The organism is Streptomyces mirabilis, from assembly GCF_018310535.1.
Lineage (GTDB): Bacteria > Actinomycetota > Actinomycetes > Streptomycetales > Streptomycetaceae > Streptomyces.
The window spans coordinates 1241045-1259909 of the sequence record NZ_CP074102.1; the positions used below are offsets into that span (position 1 = coordinate 1241045).

12 protein-coding genes and 3 pseudogenes are annotated in these 18865 nt (G+C 68.7%); 10 read left to right on the plus strand and 5 right to left on the minus strand.

The features are described 5' to 3' along the window. Positions 1-278: 278 nt before the first annotated feature. The 3 genes and pseudogenes from SMIR_RS05670 (at position 279) to SMIR_RS05680 (ending at position 3853) form a co-directional block, all read left to right on the plus strand. Positions 279-2045 (plus strand): FAD-dependent monooxygenase, encoded by a 1767-nt coding sequence (locus SMIR_RS05670; RefSeq protein WP_168497135.1) that lies wholly within the window; start codon positions 279-281, stop codon positions 2043-2045. A gap of 108 nt (positions 2046-2153) precedes the next feature. Further along, positions 2154-2663, plus strand: a pseudogene (locus tag SMIR_RS05675) (VOC family protein); the annotation flags it as partial. Between the two features lie 2 nt (positions 2664-2665). Continuing rightward, a complete protein-coding gene (locus tag SMIR_RS05680; protein WP_348774819.1) occupies positions 2666-3853 on the plus strand; it encodes an FAD-dependent monooxygenase in 1188 nt (395 codons plus the stop codon). Between the two features lie 348 nt (positions 3854-4201). Here SMIR_RS05680 and SMIR_RS05685 read toward each other — a convergent pair whose 3' ends face one another. Continuing rightward, complete coding sequence (locus tag SMIR_RS05685; protein ID WP_249938376.1) at positions 4202-4540, minus strand: hypothetical protein; 339 nt, start codon at positions 4538-4540, stop codon at positions 4202-4204. A gap of 347 nt (positions 4541-4887) precedes the next feature. Here SMIR_RS05685 and SMIR_RS05690 point away from each other — a divergent pair, with 347 nt between their 5' ends. From SMIR_RS05690 to SMIR_RS05715, 6 genes are all read left to right on the plus strand, one after another. Then, entirely contained in the window at positions 4888-5217 is a 330-nt protein-coding gene (locus tag SMIR_RS05690) for a hypothetical protein (RefSeq protein WP_248003216.1), read from the plus strand. A gap of 454 nt (positions 5218-5671) precedes the next feature. Further along, on the plus strand, positions 5672-5890 hold the full coding sequence (locus SMIR_RS05695; protein ID WP_168497133.1) for a ferredoxin: 219 nt from the start codon (positions 5672-5674) through the stop codon (positions 5888-5890). Continuing rightward, complete coding sequence (locus tag SMIR_RS05700; RefSeq protein ID WP_168497131.1) at positions 5887-7290, plus strand: NAD(P)/FAD-dependent oxidoreductase; 1404 nt, start codon at positions 5887-5889, stop codon at positions 7288-7290. The genes SMIR_RS05695 and SMIR_RS05700 overlap by 4 nt, the downstream gene beginning before the upstream one ends. 60 nt (positions 7291-7350) lie before the next feature. Next, positions 7351-8619, plus strand: a complete 1269-nt coding sequence (locus SMIR_RS05705; RefSeq protein WP_248003215.1) for a cytochrome P450 — start codon at positions 7351-7353, stop codon at positions 8617-8619. Between the two features lie 23 nt (positions 8620-8642). Next, positions 8643-9689, plus strand: coding sequence for an NAD(P)-dependent alcohol dehydrogenase (locus SMIR_RS05710; RefSeq protein WP_212726696.1), 1047 nt, complete (start codon positions 8643-8645; stop codon positions 9687-9689). Between the two features lie 202 nt (positions 9690-9891). Further along, positions 9892-10896 carry a diacylglycerol/lipid kinase family protein gene (locus tag SMIR_RS05715; protein ID WP_349636894.1) on the plus strand — a complete coding sequence of 335 codons (1005 nt, stop codon included), beginning with the start codon at positions 9892-9894 and terminating at the stop codon, positions 10894-10896. A gap of 278 nt (positions 10897-11174) precedes the next feature. Here SMIR_RS05715 and SMIR_RS05720 read toward each other — a convergent pair. Both SMIR_RS05720 and SMIR_RS05725 read right to left on the minus strand, forming a co-directional pair. Beyond that, positions 11175-11603, minus strand: a pseudogene (locus SMIR_RS05720) (DUF308 domain-containing protein); the annotation flags it as partial. Positions 11604-11657: 54 nt separating this feature from the next. After that, positions 11658-12293, minus strand: coding sequence for a TetR/AcrR family transcriptional regulator (locus SMIR_RS05725; RefSeq protein ID WP_168497125.1), 636 nt, complete (start codon positions 12291-12293; stop codon positions 11658-11660). Positions 12294-12715: 422 nt separating this feature from the next. Here SMIR_RS05725 and SMIR_RS05730 point away from each other — a divergent pair, with 422 nt between their 5' ends. Beyond that, positions 12716-15175, plus strand: coding sequence for a SpoIIE family protein phosphatase (locus SMIR_RS05730; protein ID WP_212728307.1), 2460 nt, complete (start codon positions 12716-12718; stop codon positions 15173-15175). Between the two features lie 1142 nt (positions 15176-16317). Here SMIR_RS05730 and SMIR_RS45130 read toward each other — a convergent pair. Together SMIR_RS45130 and SMIR_RS05735 are read right to left on the minus strand one after the other, a co-directional pair. Then, a pseudogene (locus tag SMIR_RS45130) lies at positions 16318-16428 on the minus strand (HipA family kinase); the annotation flags it as partial. A gap of 190 nt (positions 16429-16618) precedes the next feature. Beyond that, on the minus strand, positions 16619-18559 hold the full coding sequence (locus SMIR_RS05735; RefSeq protein ID WP_168497120.1) for an FHA domain-containing protein: 1941 nt from the start codon (positions 18557-18559) through the stop codon (positions 16619-16621). Positions 18560-18865: the final 306 nt, after the last annotated feature.

Sequence of the window (18865 nt, forward strand, 5' to 3'; positions counted from 1 at the left end):
CAGCTTCTGGTTCGACACCGCCCTGTCTGGCAGACCCTCAGCATCGCCCAGCCTGCTGGCCTTCGCCCGCCCCGACCGGATGGTCTTCGGAACCGACTGGCCCTTCGCACCCGAGATTCGCCGTCGTTTTATTCACCGGCGACTACGACCGCTGTCCCGGCCTCGACACCGGCAGCCACCACGCCATCGACCGGAACAACGCCCATGCGCTGTTCCCCCGCCTCTCCTGAGCCGTCCCCCTGCCCCTGGCCCCGAGCCGCGACACCCACGGAGTACCCATGAACGACATCGACGTCCCTGTCCTCATCGTCGGCGGCGGCGGTGCGGGACTCACCGCCTCCATGCTGCTCAGCCGCATCGGCGTCGAGTCCCTGCTGGTCACCGCCTGGCCGAGCACCTCCGTCCTGCCCAAGGCCCATGTCCTCAACCAGCGCGCCATGGAAGTCATGCGCGACGTCGACACGGCCGACACCATCTACGCCGCCTCCACCCCGGCCGAGCAGATGTCCCACACCGCCTGGTACGTCGGCCTGGCCGGCGACCACGAGGAGTACGGGCGCCGCGTCGCCATGATGGAGGCCTGGGGAGCCGGCGGGAACTCTCCGGAGTGGCTCGCGGCCAGCCCCGAGCGACAGGCCAACCTGCCCCAGATCCGCCTGGAGCCGGTTCTGCGCGCCCGCGCCGAAGAACTCGCGCCCGGCCGGGTCCGCTTCCACCACGAACTGACCGAACTCAGCCAGGACGACGAGGGCGTCACCGCCACCATCACCGACCACGACACCGGCGAGACCTACCAGGTCCGGGCCCGCTACCTGCTGGGCTGCGACGGCGGCCGCACCGTCGGACCCGCCGTGGGCATCGTCCAGGAGGGCGTGCGCGACCTCGCCCGCGTCGTCTCCTTCCACATCTCCGCCGACCTGTCCCAGGTGGCGACCGACCCCGACGTGCTGATCCGCTGGCTGTGGCTGCCCGACCTCGGCATCCCGGGCGTACTCGTGCCCATGGGCCCCGACCACTGGGGACCGGAGTCCGAGGAGTGGGTCTTCCACCTCAACTACGGGTCCGAGGACGGCCGCGCGCTGGACGACGAGGCCGTACTGTCCGACCTGCGCACGGCGCTGGGGCTGACCGAGGAACAGCTGACGGTCCACATGATCTCCCGCTGGTCCCTGGAGGGTGTGGTCGCCGACCGCTACCGCGCCGGCCGCGTCCTGATCGCCGGCGATGCCGCCCACCGCCACCCGCCCACCGGCGGCCTCGGCCTGACCTCCGCCATGCACGACGTCCAGAACCTCACCTGGAAGCTCGCCGCCGTCCTGAACGGCCATGCCGGCGACGCCCTGCTGGACACCTACGAGCCCGAGCGGCGCCCGGCGGACGCCACCAACGTCCAGCGCTCGCTGGAAAACGCCATGAACCACATCGCCATCAACACCCTCTTCGGCGGCGGCCCGCATGCCGGCGAGGAGGAGAACTGGCGCCAAGCCCGCCGTCTGTGGAGCGAGGACCCCGCCGACACCGGCTTCCGCCGCACCTTCCTGACCACCGTGGCCGCCCAGTCCGCGGAGTTCAACGAACTGGCCGTCGAGTTCGGCTACACCTACGACTCCGCCGCCGTCGTCCCCGACGGCACTCCCGCACCTGAGAACCCCGACCCCATCCGGATCTACAAGCCCGCCGCCCGCCCCGGACACCCGCTGCCCCACGCCTGGCTGGAAGACCTCGACGGCCACCGCGTGGCCCTGGCCCGCCTGGTCCGCCCCGGCCGCTTCCTGCTGATCGCCGGAGAGGACGGCCAGGCCTGGTGCGAAGCCGCCGAGAAGATCGCCGCCCAGGGCGGGCTGCCGCTGGACGCCATCCGTATCGGCCACCTCGACGGCGACTACCGGGACCTGCGTTCCACCTGGGCCGCCGCCCGCGGGCACACCCCGCAAGGCGCCGTCGTGGTACGCCCGGACCGCTTTGTCGGCTGGCGCGCCCACGGCACGGCCACCGACCCGGCCGCCGAACTCACCACCGCACTCGACACCCTGCTCGCACGGTAGGAACCGCTCACCCGCCGTGCCACCCGGCCCGCCGATCGCCGCCGCAACCGGCGGGCCGGGTCCCACCCGCACCCCCACAGGTCGTGGAGCCACAGGAAGGGAATCCCCATGAACGACCCGACATCCATCCCCGTCCCCGCCGCCGACGCCCACCAGGGCCTGCACAGCGAACAGGGTGCCCTGCGCGGGGAGCACCCCGGCCGCGCGGCCCAGCCCGTCATCAAGGTGGTCGACCTGGCCTGGCTGGAGTTCACCAAGCCCGACCTGGACCGCGCCGAGACCTTCGCCCACGACTTCGGGTTCACCACCGCCGCCCGTACAGATGACGCCCTGTATCTGCGCGGCGCCATGGCCGGTCCCCACTGCCTGGTGATCCGCCGCGGGCCCGCCTCCCGGTTCATCGGCCCCGCCTTCCAGGCTGCCGACGCCGCCGACCTCGACCGGCTGGCCCGTGCCACCGGCCACAAGGTCCGGCCGCTCACCGAGTACGGCGGAGGCCGTGCCGTGGACCTGCTCGACCCCTCCGGCACCCCGGTCCGGGTCGTACTCGGCGTCACCGAGGAGCCCGCACAGCCGCTGCAACAACCCCTCGCGAGGCCACCGGCGTCTCCCGTACGCTCCTGGCCGACGCCGTCCTGGGGTGCGACGGCGCCAACAGCCTGGTCCGCGCCTCCATCGGCTCCCGGATGCAGGATCTTGCCACCGCCCAGCAGTGGCTGGTCGTCGACATCCGCTGCCGCCTGCCGCTGCCCGCCTGGGACGGCGTCCACCAGATCTGCGATCCGCAACGGGCGGCCACCTACATGCGTGTCGGCGAGGACCGCTACCGCTGGGAGTTCCGCCTGCGCACCGGCGAGCAGCCGGAGCAGCTCACCGACCGGGATCGTCTGCTCGCGCTGATCGCACCCTGGACGCCGGGCATCCCCGAGGACGAACTGCACGTCCTGCGCACCGCCTCCTACACCTTCCGCGCCCAGGTCGCCGACCGCTGGCGCAAGGACCGCGTCTTCCTGCTCGGTGACGCCGCCCACCTCACCCCGCCCTTCATCGGGCAAGGGATGGGCGCGGGCATCCGCGACGCCCACAACCTCGCCTGGAAGCTCGCCCGCGTCCTCACCGGCCGCGCGAGCGAGGCCCTGCTCGACAGCTACCAGGCCGAACGCCACCGCCACGCACAGCAGTTGATCCGCACGGCCGTGGCCGTCGGCGCTGTCATGACCGGAGGCGGAACGGGCACCGCACTGGCCCGCAAGGCCGTCCTGCCCGGCCTCTCCCGGCTGCCGGGTGCCTCCCATCTCGTCCTGTCCGCCGTCAGCCCGCCGTTGAGACCGGGCCCCCTGGTCAGCTCCCGTCGCCTCGGCCACCCGCGCCCCGGGACGCTGTGCCCCCAGCCCCTGGTCCCCGACTCAGACGGCATTCCCCGCCCGCTGGACGACCTGCTCGGTGAGGACTTCACGCTCCTGGCCACCGCGCCGCTCGGTCCTGCCCTGTACGCGCTGGTGCGAGCGCTGGACGCCCGCGTCATCCACCTGCACGGCCCCCGGCGACAACAGCCCGGCACGGGCGGCGCCGCGCACCGCGCAGATCCGGGCACCGGTGCCCTGGTGCGTTGGATGGGCAGCGCGGGTGCCGTCCTGCTCCGCCCCGACCGTGTCGTGCTCGGCACCGCGGCCCGGCCACGCCCCGGCAGCACGTGCGGAGACGACCTGGCGGCCACCGCGGCGGCCTGGGCGCCCATGCTGTGCAGCGGCGGCCGTGCGGCCCGAGACGCCGCGATCGTGGCCACGGAATCGCGTGACGGCGGCTGAGTCCGCATCGCGCAGGAGCTCCCGGTCTGTGCTGGACGTCCGGTCGCCCCACTCGCCGGCCAGATCGGCAACGAGCAGAAGGCGTTCACCAACTGGTGCCGGCTGTTCATCGGGCCTGGGCAGGGAATGCTCTGTCCGCGCCGGAGGTCACCACCGCCGCAACCTCCGTCTGCCCCAGGTGAAACAGGGCCAGATGGCCCCAGGCGAAACCGGGCCAGGCGGCGTGACGATGGAGATGTGCTGACCCAACCATGCAGGTTGCGGCGCCTTCGGCCCGGCGCACGGTTCTGACGCCCGGGTTTCGCCGCACGCCGTGGGCGCCGGTGTTCTGGGGACACCGGCGCCCACTCATCCCTGCCCGAGGTGGCTTCGCTGAACTTTGTGTTCAGGTGTCAGGGGACGAATCGGGGTCGCCGATCTTGTTCTCCGGCCGGTTGACGGCGTCGGCGGCGTCGGCGAGCGGGATGTGGCCAGGGAGGGGGCCAGGCCGAGGCGGCCGGCTGCGGTCAGCCACACCAGCTCGCTGACGGACGCCGGGAAGCCGCCGTAGTGCCCACGCACCTGCTTGCTCAGGTGGTTGAAGGTCAGGCCCTCGCTGATGGTGAGCGGCTGGGGCGTGATGCCCACCAGGATCAGGGAGCCGTTCAGGCCGAGCACGGAGGCGGCCTGCTCGCGGACGATGGGCACGCCTGCGCAGTCGAAGGCGAAGTCCAGGCCCCGTCCGCCGGTGGCCGCGTTTCGCCTTGGCGGAAGCGTGGATTGCGGCGGTGGTCGCTGCGGGCGGTGGTGAGGTCTTCCAGGAACCCGACCAGCCTGGGAACGGTCTGTGTCGCCACCCGTATGGCGGCCTCCTGACGTATGTGTTGGAGTTGATATGGAACCTTTTGCGAGCAATCGGAAAGGTAGAGCCATGACGGAGGCGACGGACCACATCACCCAATTGACGGATCGGGCGAAGCACGCACAAGAGCAAGTGCAAAGTGCCATCACCAAGAACCGGGAGCAGTTGTCGGCTGCGGTCGAACAGGCAGCAGTTGTCGGCTGCGGTCGAACAGGCTCAGCAGGAGGCGGAACAGCAGGCAGAGGAACTCCGCCGTGAGGCAGCCGAACAGAAGGCCGCTGCCGCTGCGTCACTGGAAGAGGCAAGGAACAAATGGCAGGAGCATGTAGCGACGGCCAAGATCCGTTTCCAGGAGCGCAAGGCCGAGCATGACGTGAAGCGCGCCGAGCACAACGCGGAGGATGCTGAGGACTATGCGTCGTTCGCGATCGACTACGCCGCCTCGGCGATCCTGGAGGCGGAATCCGCTTCATTGGAAGCGTTGCTGGCCCGTGCGGAGGCCGAAGCCCTGGCCAGCAGATAGCCAGGATTCGTGCGCACCGGCATGCACTGCGTGACCTCCCAGAGCCGCCCGGCCCCGCAGGCGGTGCGCGACCCGCAGGCTGCGGGCCCACGGTCGTCGAGTGGCCGAAGCCGACGATCCGTATGGCTTTCAGTCGGCTCGGTCGGCCGGGGCCGTACTGTCTCCACGATCGCTCAAGAACGACAGCTGCCCTGAGAGATGTCTTCCGAAACAGCGGATATGCGGTCGTCGGAAGACGGGGCGAGCATTTTTTCAGGGCGGAACGGCCGGGGTAAACCTTGATGCCGACACCATCGGATGTGTACCGAAATCTCGGGACCGTGAGGATCACCGGCAGTAAGCGTCACCGCGAAGGTACCGCCATGGCGAAGAAGATCGAACATACGGGTGCTCGGCCGGCGGCGTCGGCGGGGGCGACGGGTGGGCTGGGCGGCAGATCGGAAGGAGTCTGCCCATGCGCATCGCCGTGGACCTGAATCGGTGCCAGGGATACGCACAATGCGTGTATCTGGCGCACGAGGTCTTCAGATTGACTGGCCAGGAGGCGCTCACCTACGAGCCGAACCCCGATGACGAGCGGCGCCTGCAGGTTGAGCGTGCCGCTGCGGCGTGTCCGGTGCAGGCGATCGTGATCGACCGCTTGGACGGCGCGGAGGGGAGCGCGACGTCATGACCGTGCGGGCAACGGTCGCAGAGCTGGTGCGGGAGTTCAGAGCCAACGGCCGGATCGTCATCGTCGGTGCGTCCCTGGCCGGACTGCGGGCCGCCGAAGCCCTGCGTGAGGAGGGCTTCACCGGGTCTCTGACCATCATCGGGGACGAGCCGTACGAGCCCTACGACCGTCCTCCGCTGTCCAAGCAGGTGCTCAAAGGCTGGGTGCCGGCTGACCACACCAAGCTGCCCCGCCTGCGAGAAGTGAATGCGGAGTGGCGGCTCGGGGTGGCCGCCACCGGGCTGGACCGGGCCGCCAGGCAGGTGCGCCTGGCCGACGGCGAGCAGATCCCGTACGACCGGTTGCTGATCGCCACGGGCACCCGGGCGCGACAGTGGCCGAACCCGGACGAGGCGGCCCTGGACGGGGTCCACACGCTGCGCTCGTGTGATGATGCCGCACAGCTGCAAAAGGCGCTGGCCGCGCCGCCGTCGCGGGTCATGGTCATCGGGGCCGGGTTCATCGGCTCGGAGGTGGCGTCCGTCTGCCGGGAACTCGATCTCCCGGTGACCGTCGTCGAGCGGGGCTCGGCGCCGCTGGTCGGCGCGCTCGGCGGGGTGATCGGTGAGATCGCCGCGGAGATGCAGCGCGGCCACGGCGTGGACCTGCGCTGCGGGCTGGGCGTGTCGTCACTGGAGGGCGACTCCGGCGGACACGTGCGGCGTGCGCATCTCTCGGACGGAACCACCATCGACGCCGACGTGGTGGTGGCCTCGCTGGGGTCGATCCGCAACGTGGAATGGCTGGAGGGCGCCGGGCTGGCGTCCGGTTTCTGGGGCGTCGGTTGCGACGCCGGCGGTCGCGCCTTCGACGTCAACGGCGTGATCACCGACAGCATCTACGTGGCAGGGGACGTGGCGCGCGCGCCCCACGTGCTGTACGAGTACCAGTTCCTCGCGATGGAGCACTGGGACAATGCCGTTCTCGGCGCCGAGGTCGCGGCCCACAACATGGTGAACCTCGAGCCCCACTACCGCCCGCATCTGTTGCTGCCCGGCTTCTGGTCCGGTCAGTTCGGCGTCAACATCAAGTCCGTCGGCGTGCCGCCTTTCGGCGACGAGATCGTCTTCACGCAGGGGTCCGTCAAGGAGCGCCACTTCGCCGCCGCCTACGGTCGCCGCGGCCGCATCGTCGCCGCCGTCACCTTCGATCACGGCAAGTGGCTGGAGTACTACGGGAAGCTGATCGAGCAATCGGGTCCGTTCCCGCCTCCGCCGCCGGGCTGGGACCAGCCCCCCGACATGAAGCCGATCCCGGCCGAGTTCCCGCAACCCGGCGTCCCGACGGCGATCCCCGACGTCGTCCTGACCGGCCACGACCCGAGCGAGCGGAGGGCCGAGTTCCGGTCTCGCCCTCGTTGACGCGCCCGCCGGATGGGCGTGCAAGCGGACAGCATCGACAGGAAGAAGGAGGGGAGCCTCGTGGTCGAGGAAACCCCCTGGCAGCAGGCCCTCCGCTACGCCAACCGCGCCAATCCGTACCCGTTCTACGAGGAACTCCGCGGGACACCGGTGGCGCGGCAGCCGGACGGCACCTATGTCGTCAGTACCTACCAAGAGATCGTCGCGCTGCTGCACGACCCCCGGGTCAGTTCGGATGTCAGGAAGCTCCCCGTCCCGGTTGCGGCCCCGGCCGAGGGCTCGGCGGAGGCCGAGCCGATCACGGAGGCGGTCATCTCTTTGGAGCCGAACATCATCACCCAGGATCCACCCGAGCACGATCGAGATCGCCGGATGATGACGCCGCGTTTCGTCGGCCCGCCCCATTCCCCTCACCTGATCTCCGACCTGGAACCCGAGATCCGCCGCATCGTGGACGGCCTTCTGGACAACATGCGGGGCAAGACCCGGTTCGATGCCGTCGACGAGTTCGCCTACCCCCTGCCGGTGACCGTGATCTGCAAGGTCCTGGGCGTGCCGCTGGAGGACGAGCCACGCTTCCACAGCTGGATCGAGACGGCCCTGGACGCTTTGGATTTCGGCCCCGAGGCTGCCTCCGAGGAGATGCAGAGCCGACTGGCCGGGGGTCGCCGGGCCGTGAAGGAGTTCGGGCAGTTCGCAGCTGAGCTGCTCGACCGGTACGCCCAGCAGCCCGGCCCGGGCATGCTCTCGGCGATGGTGAACGAGGACGGCCCGGAGGGAGGGATGTCCAAGGGCGTGCTCGTGAGCAATGCTTTGCTCTTAATCTTCGCCGGGCATGAAACCACGGTCAATCTCATCGCCCACAGCGTGCTCACCCTGCTGCGGCACCCAGACGCGCTCGAGAAGCTGCGCCGTCGGCCCGAGCTGATCGTGCCCGGGGTCGAGGAGTTGCTGCGCTTCGAGTCGTCGGTGCAGTTCTGGCACACCCGCTCCGCCGTGGAAGACATCGACATCGCAGGCACCACCATCCCGAAGGGCGCGCCTATCTTCCTGGCATACGGCTCGGCGAACCGCGACCCGAAGCGGTTCGCCAACCCCGACGAGCTTGACCTCGAACGCCGGGACAACCAGCACCTCGGGTTCAGCCAGGGCATCCACTTCTGCTTCGGCGCTCCGCTCGCGCGGCTCGAAGTCCAGGTCGCGGTCGGCGAGTTCGTCCGCCGGGTGGAAAACCCCCGGCTCGTAGAGGACCCACCGCCGTACCGCCACAACCAGATCTTCCGCGGCCCGCGCCACCTCCTGGTCGACATCGACGGGATCCGCGACTGACTCGGCATGCGTGAAGGATCGCTATGCGGGCTTTTCAGCTAGTCGGATGGCAGCAACCGCCAGAGCTGCGCGAGGTGCCGGTGCCCGAGCCCGGGCCGGGGCAGGTCCTGATGAAGGTCGGGGGTGCCGGTGCGTGCCACTCGGATCTGCACATCATGGAGGCACCCGGACCACCACCCGGGTTCGCCACGGAACTACCCTTCACGCTCGGCCATGAGAATGCGGGATGGGTGGAGAAGCTGGGACCGGGTGTCACCGGGTTCGCGGCGGGAGACCCTGTGATGGTCTACGGCCCCTGGGGCTGTGGAGTGTGTGCCAACTGCCGGGAGGGCCGGGAGAACTACTGCCAGAAGGTCAGTGGTCAGGGCGGCGGCCTGGGAGGCGGTCACGACGGCGGAATGGCTGAGTACCTGCTGGTCCCGGCGGCGCGATTCCTGATTCCGCTGGGCACCCTCGACCCGTGCCAGGCCGCCCCGCTCAGCGACGCGGGGCTGACCAGCTATCACGCCGTCAAGCGATCGGTGCACCTGCTGGGGCCGGGCTCGACCGCGGTGGTGATCGGGGTCGGCGGTCTGGGCCAGATGGCCATCCAGACGGTGCGAGCGCTCAGCGCGGCGACCACGGTCGTCGCCGTGGACACCGATGCCGGCAAGCTGGAGACCGCCAAGCGCATGGGCGCGGACGAGGTGCTGTTCTCGGGCGAGGAGGCGGTCACGCGCATCAAGGACATGACGGGGCAGCAGGGCGCTCAGCTCGTGCTGGACATGGTCGGCATAGACCCGACTCTGCGGATGGCTGCTCAGGTGGCCAGGGTGCTTGGCCACGTGACCATCGTCGGTCTCGGCGGCGGAGCCCTGCCCGTCAATTTCTCGAGCCCGCCGCACGAGTGCTCGGTCGCCTCGCCCTACTGGGGCTCCCTTCCCGAACTGATGGAAGTGATCACCCTCGCCCAGCAGCAAAAGATCAAGATGCTGGTCGAGCACTTCCCCTTGGAACGCGCCTACGAGGCATACCAGCTCCTGCACGACGGCAAGATCCAAGGACGCGCCGTCATCACCCCCCACCCGTGAGTACCGTCATCAAGGCGACCGGGCTGGTGCCGTAGGCCGTAACTGTTGGAGGAAACGTCATGGAGGCGGTGGCCGGTGCGATCGCTGGACCGGGCCGGTGGCGGACGGCGCAGTCAGCAGCGGGCGTGGTAACGGCAGCTGTGTCGGCGCCTGTGACCGTGACGGGCGCCGGGCTGATGAAAGCGGCCTGTCGGTGCTTGCCGTGACCGAGAACGCGTTCCGACCGGTGACAGCTGCGCGGCGGCCGTATCTGATCGTGAATCCCCGTTCGGGAGGAGGGAAGGCGAGCCGGTTCCGGATCGCGGAAAAGGCCCGTGCGTTGGGGGCTCAGGTTCTCCTGCTCGATCCTTCCCGGCCCCAGGACCTCGCGACCGTCGCCCGACGCGCGGTGGATGACGGTGCGGATCTACTGGGGGTGGCCGGCGGAGACGGCACGCAGGCACGTGTCGCCGGGGTGGCTGCGAAGAGCGGTCTTCCTTTCGTGGTCATTCCGGCCGGTACCCGCAACCACTTCGCGATGGACCTCGGCCTGGACCGTGAAGACCCTTCGGCCGCGCTGGAGGCCCTGACGGACGGCGTCGAACTGTGCGTGGATCTCGGGTTCGCAGGCGAGCGGGTGTTCGTCAACAACGTGTCGTTCGGTGCCTATGCCGCCCTGGTGCAGGACCCGGCCTATCGGGAGGACAAGATCGGCACCGTGGTGCGGATCCTCCCGGAATTCCTGGCCCGCCACGAGGGCCCGGAGCTGGTGGTACGCGCCGGGCTGCTCACTGTGGACCGGCCTGATGCCGTGCTGGTGAGCAACAACCCCTACCGGGTCGATGACCCGGCCGGGCTTGCCAGGCGTGCGCAGCTGGACTCCGGGTTCCTGGGGGTACTGGCCGCCAGGGCGGAGACGCCCGCCGAGACGGCCGCCCGGCTGCGAGGTGGGCAGACGCACGGCCTGACGCAAGGCCTGACCAATCTGGCCACCTCTGAAGAGGTTGTCGTCGATGCCGACGTCCCGTTCGTCCCCGTCGGGCTGGACGGTGAAGCCGTCACCCTGGCGACTCCCGTGCGGTGCCGGATCAGTCCCCGAACGCTACGGGTACGGGTTCCCCGCCACCGGCCGGGCGCCGCGCCCGCCGAGCGGCCGCCGGGCTGGGGCACCATCCGGCGGGTGGTCTCGGCTGTCGAGCGAACTGTTCACGACCGTCATACCGGCTGACCGAAGCCGACCGGGCAGACGCGCGGACTTCCCCCGTCACCATGTGCGCACCACAGCGGTCACCACGTGTGCACACAGCGCGCGGCCCTGGCTGGCGACGCTCCGCGCAGCGCAGCACGCCCCGGACAGGACGGGCGGATGCGGGATCAGCCGCGATGGTGGCGGACGACGGTGATCTGGGAGTGTTGCCGAGCGGGCGGCGGACGCCGGAGCGAGCGTTGCCGCGGCCGTGCGGCCTTTCGCTGTTCGCCGGTGGCCGACCGTTCCGGCTCCGGAGATCAGTGCTGGGGGTGCGGACGGTGGAACAGGAGGCGCCGCTGGGCGGCGGGGGCCGGAACAAGACGGCCCATTTCGGCGCCCATCATGATGGCCCGGACCACCTCGGTCAGGCCCAGGACTATGGCCATGATGCCCACCACCAGGGTGAGTGCCGCGATTGTCGGCGTACTCCTCTGGCTCACTTGTACGCCGACAGCGATCGAGGCGAACGGCGAGACGATCAGCACAATGCCCGCCAGAGCGCTGATGATCCCGACAGCCACATGCCAGCCTGGGGCCGGCATGTCCTGGGCGGAGGCCGCCGCGGCCGTCTCCATGGTGCCGCGCAGCAGCCGGCTGAAGCCGATCCACAGGGCGAGCAGCAGGATCGACTCCAGGGCGCCCCGGAAGCAGATCAACCCCAGCAGGATGGAGAGCGCGCCTGTGAGGCGAGTGTCTGATAATCAACGGCGGATCTGATGATCAAGGAGCCATTCCCCTCTTCACGCTGCGGCGGGAAGGGGCCGCCGGGCGAGGTCACGGGCCTCATCCGGGGAGAGGCCGAGCATGTGCAGAATCATCTCGGCCATCGTGCCTGCGGCCTGGTCGCTGTCGGCCTCGGGCTGGTTGGACCACAGCTCCAGGAGCGCCAGCAGGCTGCCGTTCAGCACGGTCAGGGCGATCACCGGGTCGACCACGGTGAACCGGCCTGCGGCCATGCCCTGCTCCACGTCGCGCTTCGCCCGCGGAGCCAGTCCGTCGCCGGCGCATATCCGACCGAGCTGGCTGTGGCACAGGATCTGCATGATCTCCGGGTATGACTCGGCCATGCGCGCGCTGAGCCGCACGCCCCCAGCGAGGCGCTCGGCGGGATCATCGACGCCGCGCAGGCGTTCGTCGATGGCTTGGGCGTACTCCTCGAGTGCATCGGCCACGGCTGCGTCGAACAGGTCCGGCTTGCCCGTGAAGTGGTTGTAGAAGGAGCCGAGGCCCACGTCCGCGCGCTCCGCGATGGCATGGATGCTGGCGCTGACTCCACCGGACTCGGCCAGGATCTTCCGTGCAGCGCGGACGAGTGCGTGGCGGGTCTCGGCACGACGGCGTTCGAATCGGTTCCTACGTGGGGCTGGCATCGGCATGCTCCATGAATAAGAGCAGCAGTTCTGATGGATTCATCATTGCACTGCCCACCTCGGGTATCCACCCTGGCCCACCAATCCCGACTCCGCGTTGCGCGATGCGCGATGCGCGATGCGCGATGCGACAGTGCACGACCACATCTGGCGATTTGATCAAATTTGAGGGACTTGACGATGAAGCGTTCGTAACTGACTATCTCATCAGAAGTGGACAAAGTGGTCCAAGGTCGGCAAACGTCGCGCCGGTGAACCACTCAACCATCGGCGAGGCAGCGCGCTCCATCGCACGCCCGTCGCGGCCGGTCACGCCAGGGCGCTCCTCAGACCCCGGCCACCATCACCGTTCCGACACGGCTGCAGATCGGCCCGACGCCGCACATGCCGACGCTGTCTCACACCTCCGCACCGATGGGAAGAACCGGATGACGAAGACCGACCGCACGCCGCTCGCCGAGCCGGTGGGCCCCCGAGAAATCCCCGATGCGGCAATAGCGATGCTCGATACGGAGGGGACCGTGGTGGGGTGGACGCACGCCGCCGAGCAGCTTGTCGGATACTCGGCCGGGGAAGTGGTGGGCCGGTCCGCCGCACACGTGCTGCCGCCCGCTGAGGACGCCCCGAGCGCTTCGGCGTTCGCCGAGCAGTGCCGTGCCCAGGATGGCTGGTCCGGCACCGTGATGGTCCGCCACCGCGACGGCCACGCCATCAAGATGACGCTGCGGATCTCGCTGCTGTGGGGGCAGGACGCCGGCACCCGGTGGCTGGTGTCCGTGACCGACATCGGCACCCTGTCCTCGGGGGCGCCCAACGGAGCTGTGCGGGAGTCGCTCCTGGCCCGCGCACCGATCGGCATCGCCGTCTATGACCCGCAGCTGCGCTGTACCTGGGTGAGCGACGTCATGGAGCGCCACGTTGGCGTACCTCGTGACCGATGGTTCGGACGCCGCCTGAAAGATCTGTTCCCTGGCTTCGAGGCGGAAGCGCTCGAGTCAGTGATGCGGCAGGTGCTGGAGAGCGGCCCCACCAAGGTCCACGAGTACCGGGCGTGGCCGCCGGCGGACCGGGGCAGGGCGCACGTGTTCTCGGCCTCGTTCTTCTGCCTCCAGGACGCGGACGGCAAGGCACTGGGCGTGTGCTCCATGAGCGTGGACGTCACCGGCAACCGGCGGGCCCGGGAGCGCCTGGCCATCCTCAGCGAAGCCAGCACGCGCATCGGCAGCACCCTCGATTTCATGCAGACCGGTCAGGAACTGGCCGACCTTGCCGTGCCCCTGCTGGCCGACATCGCCGTCGTCGACCTGATGGAGTCGGTTCCGTTCGGACTTGAGCCCTCCGCACGGATCGGCACGACGAGCCGCCGCCCTGTGTTGCGCCGTGCCGGCGTGGCCTCCATCGATCTGGGTGTCCTGGAGTTGCCGGCGGTGCGCGAAGAGGTGATCCACGTCCCCGCGACCTCGTCATTCGGCGCCGCCCTGCGCACGGGCAGGTCTCAGCTGGAACCGGTGCTGGACACCTATGCCGGCCCATGGGTCGACCATGATCCGACGCGGGCGCAGAAGATCCGTGACAGCGGGATCCACTCTTTGATGGTCGTACCGATCCGTGCGCGGCGCTGTGTACTGGGACTGGCGGTGTTCGGTCGCTCCGAGGAGCCGACGCCGTTCCAGGAGGACGACCTCCTCCTCGCCGAAGAGCTCGTCACCCGGGCCGCGCTCAGCCTGGACAACGCTCTCCAGTACGCCCGCCAACGCACCGCGGCCCTGACGCTCCAACGCGACCTGCTCCCCCACCATGTGGGAGGCGGCGCCGCCCTTGATGTGGCCTCGCGCTATGTGCCGGCCGACATGGACCATGGCGTGGGAGGCGACTGGTTCGACGTGATCAAGCTGTCTGGCGCCCGGGTGGCCCTCGTCGTCGGAGATGTGGTCGGACACGGCATCAACGCCGCGGCGACGATGGGCCGATTGCGCACCGCCGTCCGCACGCTCGCGGACATGGAATTGCCTCCCCATGAACTGCTGACGCACCTCGATGACACGGTCAGGCGGCTGAGCGAGGAAGATGCCGACGCTCCGGACCAGGCCCCCGCGGCGGTGGGCGCCACCTGTCTGTATGCCGTCTACGACCCGGTCACCCGGCGGTGCACGATGGCGCGGGCCGGGCATCCCCCGCCCGCGATCATCGACCCGCAGGGCCACATCACTTTCCCCGACATGCCCGCCGGGGCCCCGCTCGGCCTCGGCCTCGGTCTGGTCCCCTTCGAGTCCGTGGAACTGGAAGTGCCCGAGGGAACTCTGCTCGCGCTCTACACCGACGGCCTGGTCGAGTCCCGCGACGACGACATCGACGTGGGCCTGGATCGCCTGGGCGCCGCCCTGGCAGAGTCGGGTTCGTCCCTGGAAGACCTGTGCTCTCACGTGATCGAGACCTTGCCCACTCAGTCCCCGGCCGACGATGTCACCTTGCTCCTTGCGCGGACTCACGGACTCGAACCGGCCCAGGTCGCCTCCTGGGACCTGCCGAACGATCCGGCCGCTGTCCGCATCGCCCGGCAGGCAGCCGCCCGTCAGCTCGGCGAATGGGGGCTTGAGCATCTGGTGCCCACCGAGCAGCTGATCGTCAGTGAACTGGTCACCAACGCCATCCGCTACGGCGGCGGGCCGATACGCCTACGGCTCATCCAGCACCAGGTCTTGACGTGCGAAGTCTCCGACAGCAACACCAGCCACCCACGCCCCCGTCATCCCCACACCATCGACGAGAACGGCCGCGGTCTCTTCCTCGTCGCTCAGTTGTCCCGCAGGTGGGGCTCACGCTCCGCAACGGACGGCAAGGTCGTCTGGGCCGAACAAGACCTGCCCTCCAAAGCCGTTGCGATGTGACGCGCTGCCGACCGGGCGGCCGACGGCCGCCACAGCATGCCGATCTCTCCAGCCGCAGGCTCTCGTAAAGGAAAGCAGAGATGGATATGGACAATGTCAAGAACGCCTGCTCGGCAGGCGCCTCCCAAGGATCAGGGCGGAGGGCTCCACGGAGGTCCTCGTCCTGGCGGCCCCTACACGCCACGTCGCCGACCACGAGCAGGGCGCAGCGCTCCTGCGTGCACTGTCCGCACAGAACCGGATCACGATCGCTGTGCACGACACCCCGCACGCGCGGGGATGGTCCCAGCCATGTCGACCTGGGTCCGATGCCGAACCTCTGCTCCTCGCACGCGCGGGAATGGTTCCCAGATCGGTACGATCGTCCCCGACGGGGCTGCCTGCTCCCCGCCCGCTCAGGGATGGTCTCGCGTTGCCGAGCGACAGCGCGGCCGGCCTACATGAAGAACAACGTGCGGGCCCTGGGCAACAGAGCTCTGCTCCCCGCACCCGCGGGGATGTTCCCATGCCGGTGCAGAAGCTTGCCCAGCTTCTCGGCTGCTCCCCACACCCCCCGGGATAGTCCCGAACTCGACGTGCTCGGGCTGGAGACGCCTATGAGGAATCGACCGTGCGGATCCTTGCATGCAACGATGGCCTCCGTGGTCAACTCCTGGCGCGATCACCGTCAGTGGCAGTACATCAATTCCAACCACGTTCGCCACCACCGGACCAGCCGCAACCCCGCACCTCTCACAGCCCTGCCCTCGGAACAGCAAAGCAACTGAGACCGCTGGTCGGGCCCCCCTCCCAAGATCCGGACCATACCCGGACCAACGTCTGCCCATATCCCGCCACACAGCGCATTTATGCTGCTCAGGGCCATGCAGATGGTGTACCACCAGCAGACGAAGAATCTGCTGGCAGACTTCTGCCCTGCCTGTAGTCACTCAACGTGCCCGAAGTAGCCACTTAGACGGACCAGCTTCCGCCCTCAGCACGGATCGCCCTTGGGGAGAATCTGGGGAGTACGGACCGTGCCGGGGAGCACGTGGGGAGAGTCGGCTAGGTAAAGTCACACGACCCTGAAAGACGCTGAAAGACTCATCGCTGCAGGCCATAGGCGGTGATGGCAGCATCGTTGCACGTCAGAGCCATCCGGTGGACAACTTCACGACATATGTCCCGAGGTCGTCGGCCTCGGCGACTCCGGGCACAGACCCTCCGGACCGCAGGGGTGCGATATAGCGGGTTGCGGTGACCTTATTCAGCATTTTCTCAGGCCGTACATCTTTCTAACCTTACAATCCATGACCAACCTCGGACATGCGCAACCAAGGTAATCGACGTGGACAGCTCGCCTCCATCATGATCATGCCCTGTACGACTTCGAAGAACACGGCTCCTCTTCCTCGGGAGGAAGAGGAGCCGTGTTCTCCTCACCGCGGAATGTCCCGCCCGGCCTCAGACCGGGTTGGAGGGCACGGAATCCTGCGGCACGAGGGCCGGTGGGCCGATGCGGGGATCGGTGGGGCGAGGGACGTAGACGGGGGAGTCCGATTGGTAGAAGAGGTCGATGTCGGCTTCCTCCCCGCCGACGATCAGGGTGTCCCACGCACCGCTTTCCTGGAGCGTGCGGAGCGTGGCCGGGTCCAGCGTCAGGAGGTGGTCGCGCAGTTCCTCGTCAGTGGGCATACCGGGGAGACGGGATGCGAGGCGCTCGCGTATCGCGCTCATGCGCTCCAGCAGCGCGTCGAGGGACGCGTGTTCGGGCTCGGAGCCGTCGCCGGGCTCCGGTTCCATGCTGCGGGCGATGATGTCCTTGATGGCGCGGGTGACGCCCTGTTCGTCGGTGGTGACCATGGCGTTCCAGGCCCGGCTCTTGTGCCGGTACTGAAGCATGGACATGGCCGCCTCGTGCCGGATGAAGTCGGCGTCGCGCAGCGGCTTGCCCTGCCAGGTGCGACTGAGGGAGCGGGCGAGCGAAGTGGCCGAGGCGAGACCGCTGTTGAGACCGCGACCCGGCCAGAAGTGGATGGCGTTGGCCGCGTCGCCCAGCAGGAAGCCGTACATGCCGGGGCCCGTCGAGGTCGGGCGGCTCAGCTGCGCCGTGAACCGCGGGCGCTGCACCATGTCCAGTCGGAACGACGTGATCGCGGTGAGGTCGTTCTCGGGCACGCCGAACAGCTTCAGTCCTTCCCGGATCCGCTTCCACAAGGGCGAACTGCGCAGCAGGGCGGGCAGGAAGAGGGTTCCGTGCGTGGGACAGCGGAACTCGTGGTCCTCTTCGCGGCTCATGACGCAGGGGCGAGCGGCGATGCACTCCTCGAAGACCTGACGGACCGGGTCGATGCCGATCACGTTTCGGGCCTCCTCGCGGGTGAGCCGCATGTTCAAGAAGCCTTCGCCGCGCAGCGAGTTGAGAAGAAACCTGTTCTGAGACACGGTCAGCAGGACGCTCATCTGGTCTGACAGCGGGGACTTCACCCGGAGTCCCAGCACCACGTCCTGCAGATGGTCGCCGTCGAGGGAGTAGATCGAGGCGTCGGCCGCGCCGAAGCGGTCGGCGTAGTGCTCCCTCGTGCGGGATCGTCCGCCTTCACAGATCGCCAGGACGTGTTCCTGCGAGAGCCGACTCTGATGCTCCGACGAGTCGAACCGCTCCGTCACCAGCCGGATCGCGGCGTTCTTGTTCGCCAGTTCCAGCAGGCGGTCCTCGACGTAGGCGATCCGGATGTTGCGGGGAGGCAGACCGTCCACGGAGTCCGGTCCGACGGGCCACATCTCCGAATAGTCGTCCGCGTCCTCGAACAGCGCCGACCGTATCTCCTCAGGCAGAGCGAGGTACTGCCGACTCTGGATGGTCACGACCTGCTGGCGACGGACGTTCCCCTGGGTCTCGTCCTTCCAGACGACGGTGGAGCCGTTCTTGATCCACCGCCCTTCGTAGACCGTGATCGAGACCCGCCCGCGCAGCATGTTCTCCAGCGTCAGCGCGAAGGCGAGGCCCACCGGGCCACCGCCGGTGATGGTGACCCTGAGGATGCCGGGGTCCGCGGAGGCGCTCACCCGGGGTGCGTCCAGGTGGGAGAGATCCATCACCGTCTCCATGGCGTCCTGCGACTCGAAGAGGAAGGTCTCCTCACCGATTCGGATGCGGTCGCCGGAGCGCAGTACGTGCCGTGTGATGCGCTGGTCGTTGACGAAGGTGCCGTTGCGGCTGTTGCGGTCGTAGACCACGAAGCCGGCATCCTCCTCGATGATTTCGGCGTGCAGACGGGAGGCGTTGACGCTGACGATCACGACGTCGTTGTCACTCTTGCGACCGAAGGTCAGTGGAGCAGCGCTCAGGACCACGCTTTGACCAGTGAAGGGGCCCGTTTGCCCCAAGATGACCGATGGCACTCATACTCCTTATGAACGACATCCAACTGCGAAAGAGAGGCCGCGTGACGCGGCTGACCCGACACGAGACCGGAGCCTTCACTCAAACGTGAACGTGACCTGGTTTAGTTCGATTCTTGCGACAAATTCGTTCCGCGCCTCGGTGCGGGGCCGTGATCCGGACACCTCGCCGCGCTGCAGGAGAACTCCAGGCACGGGACGGCCGGGACCGAGGGCCGCCCCGATCCACGCACTCGATATGCGGCGAAGAGTGGCGGAATCCTTTCCGCGGCGGCCCGTTGCGACCCTCGGCAACGCGGTCCGAGC

What these genes read in the sequence shown, in the direction of transcription:
- SMIR_RS05670 (WP_168497135.1), top strand. Translation starts at nt 279, where the DNA reads ATGAACGACATCGACGTCCCTGTCCTCATCGTCGGCGGCGGCGGTGCG.
- SMIR_RS05695 (WP_168497133.1), top strand. Translation starts at nt 5,672, where the DNA reads ATGCGCATCGCCGTGGACCTGAATCGGTGCCAGGGATACGCACAATGC.
- SMIR_RS05700 (WP_168497131.1), top strand. Translation starts at nt 5,887, where the DNA reads ATGACCGTGCGGGCAACGGTCGCAGAGCTGGTGCGGGAGTTCAGAGCC.
- SMIR_RS05710 (WP_212726696.1), top strand. Translation starts at nt 8,643, where the DNA reads ATGCGGGCTTTTCAGCTAGTCGGATGGCAGCAACCGCCAGAGCTGCGC.
- SMIR_RS05725 (WP_168497125.1), bottom strand. Translation starts at nt 12,293, where the DNA reads ATGCCGATGCCAGCCCCACGTAGGAACCGATTCGAACGCCGTCGTGCC.
- SMIR_RS05730 (WP_212728307.1), top strand. Translation starts at nt 12,716, where the DNA reads ATGACGAAGACCGACCGCACGCCGCTCGCCGAGCCGGTGGGCCCCCGA.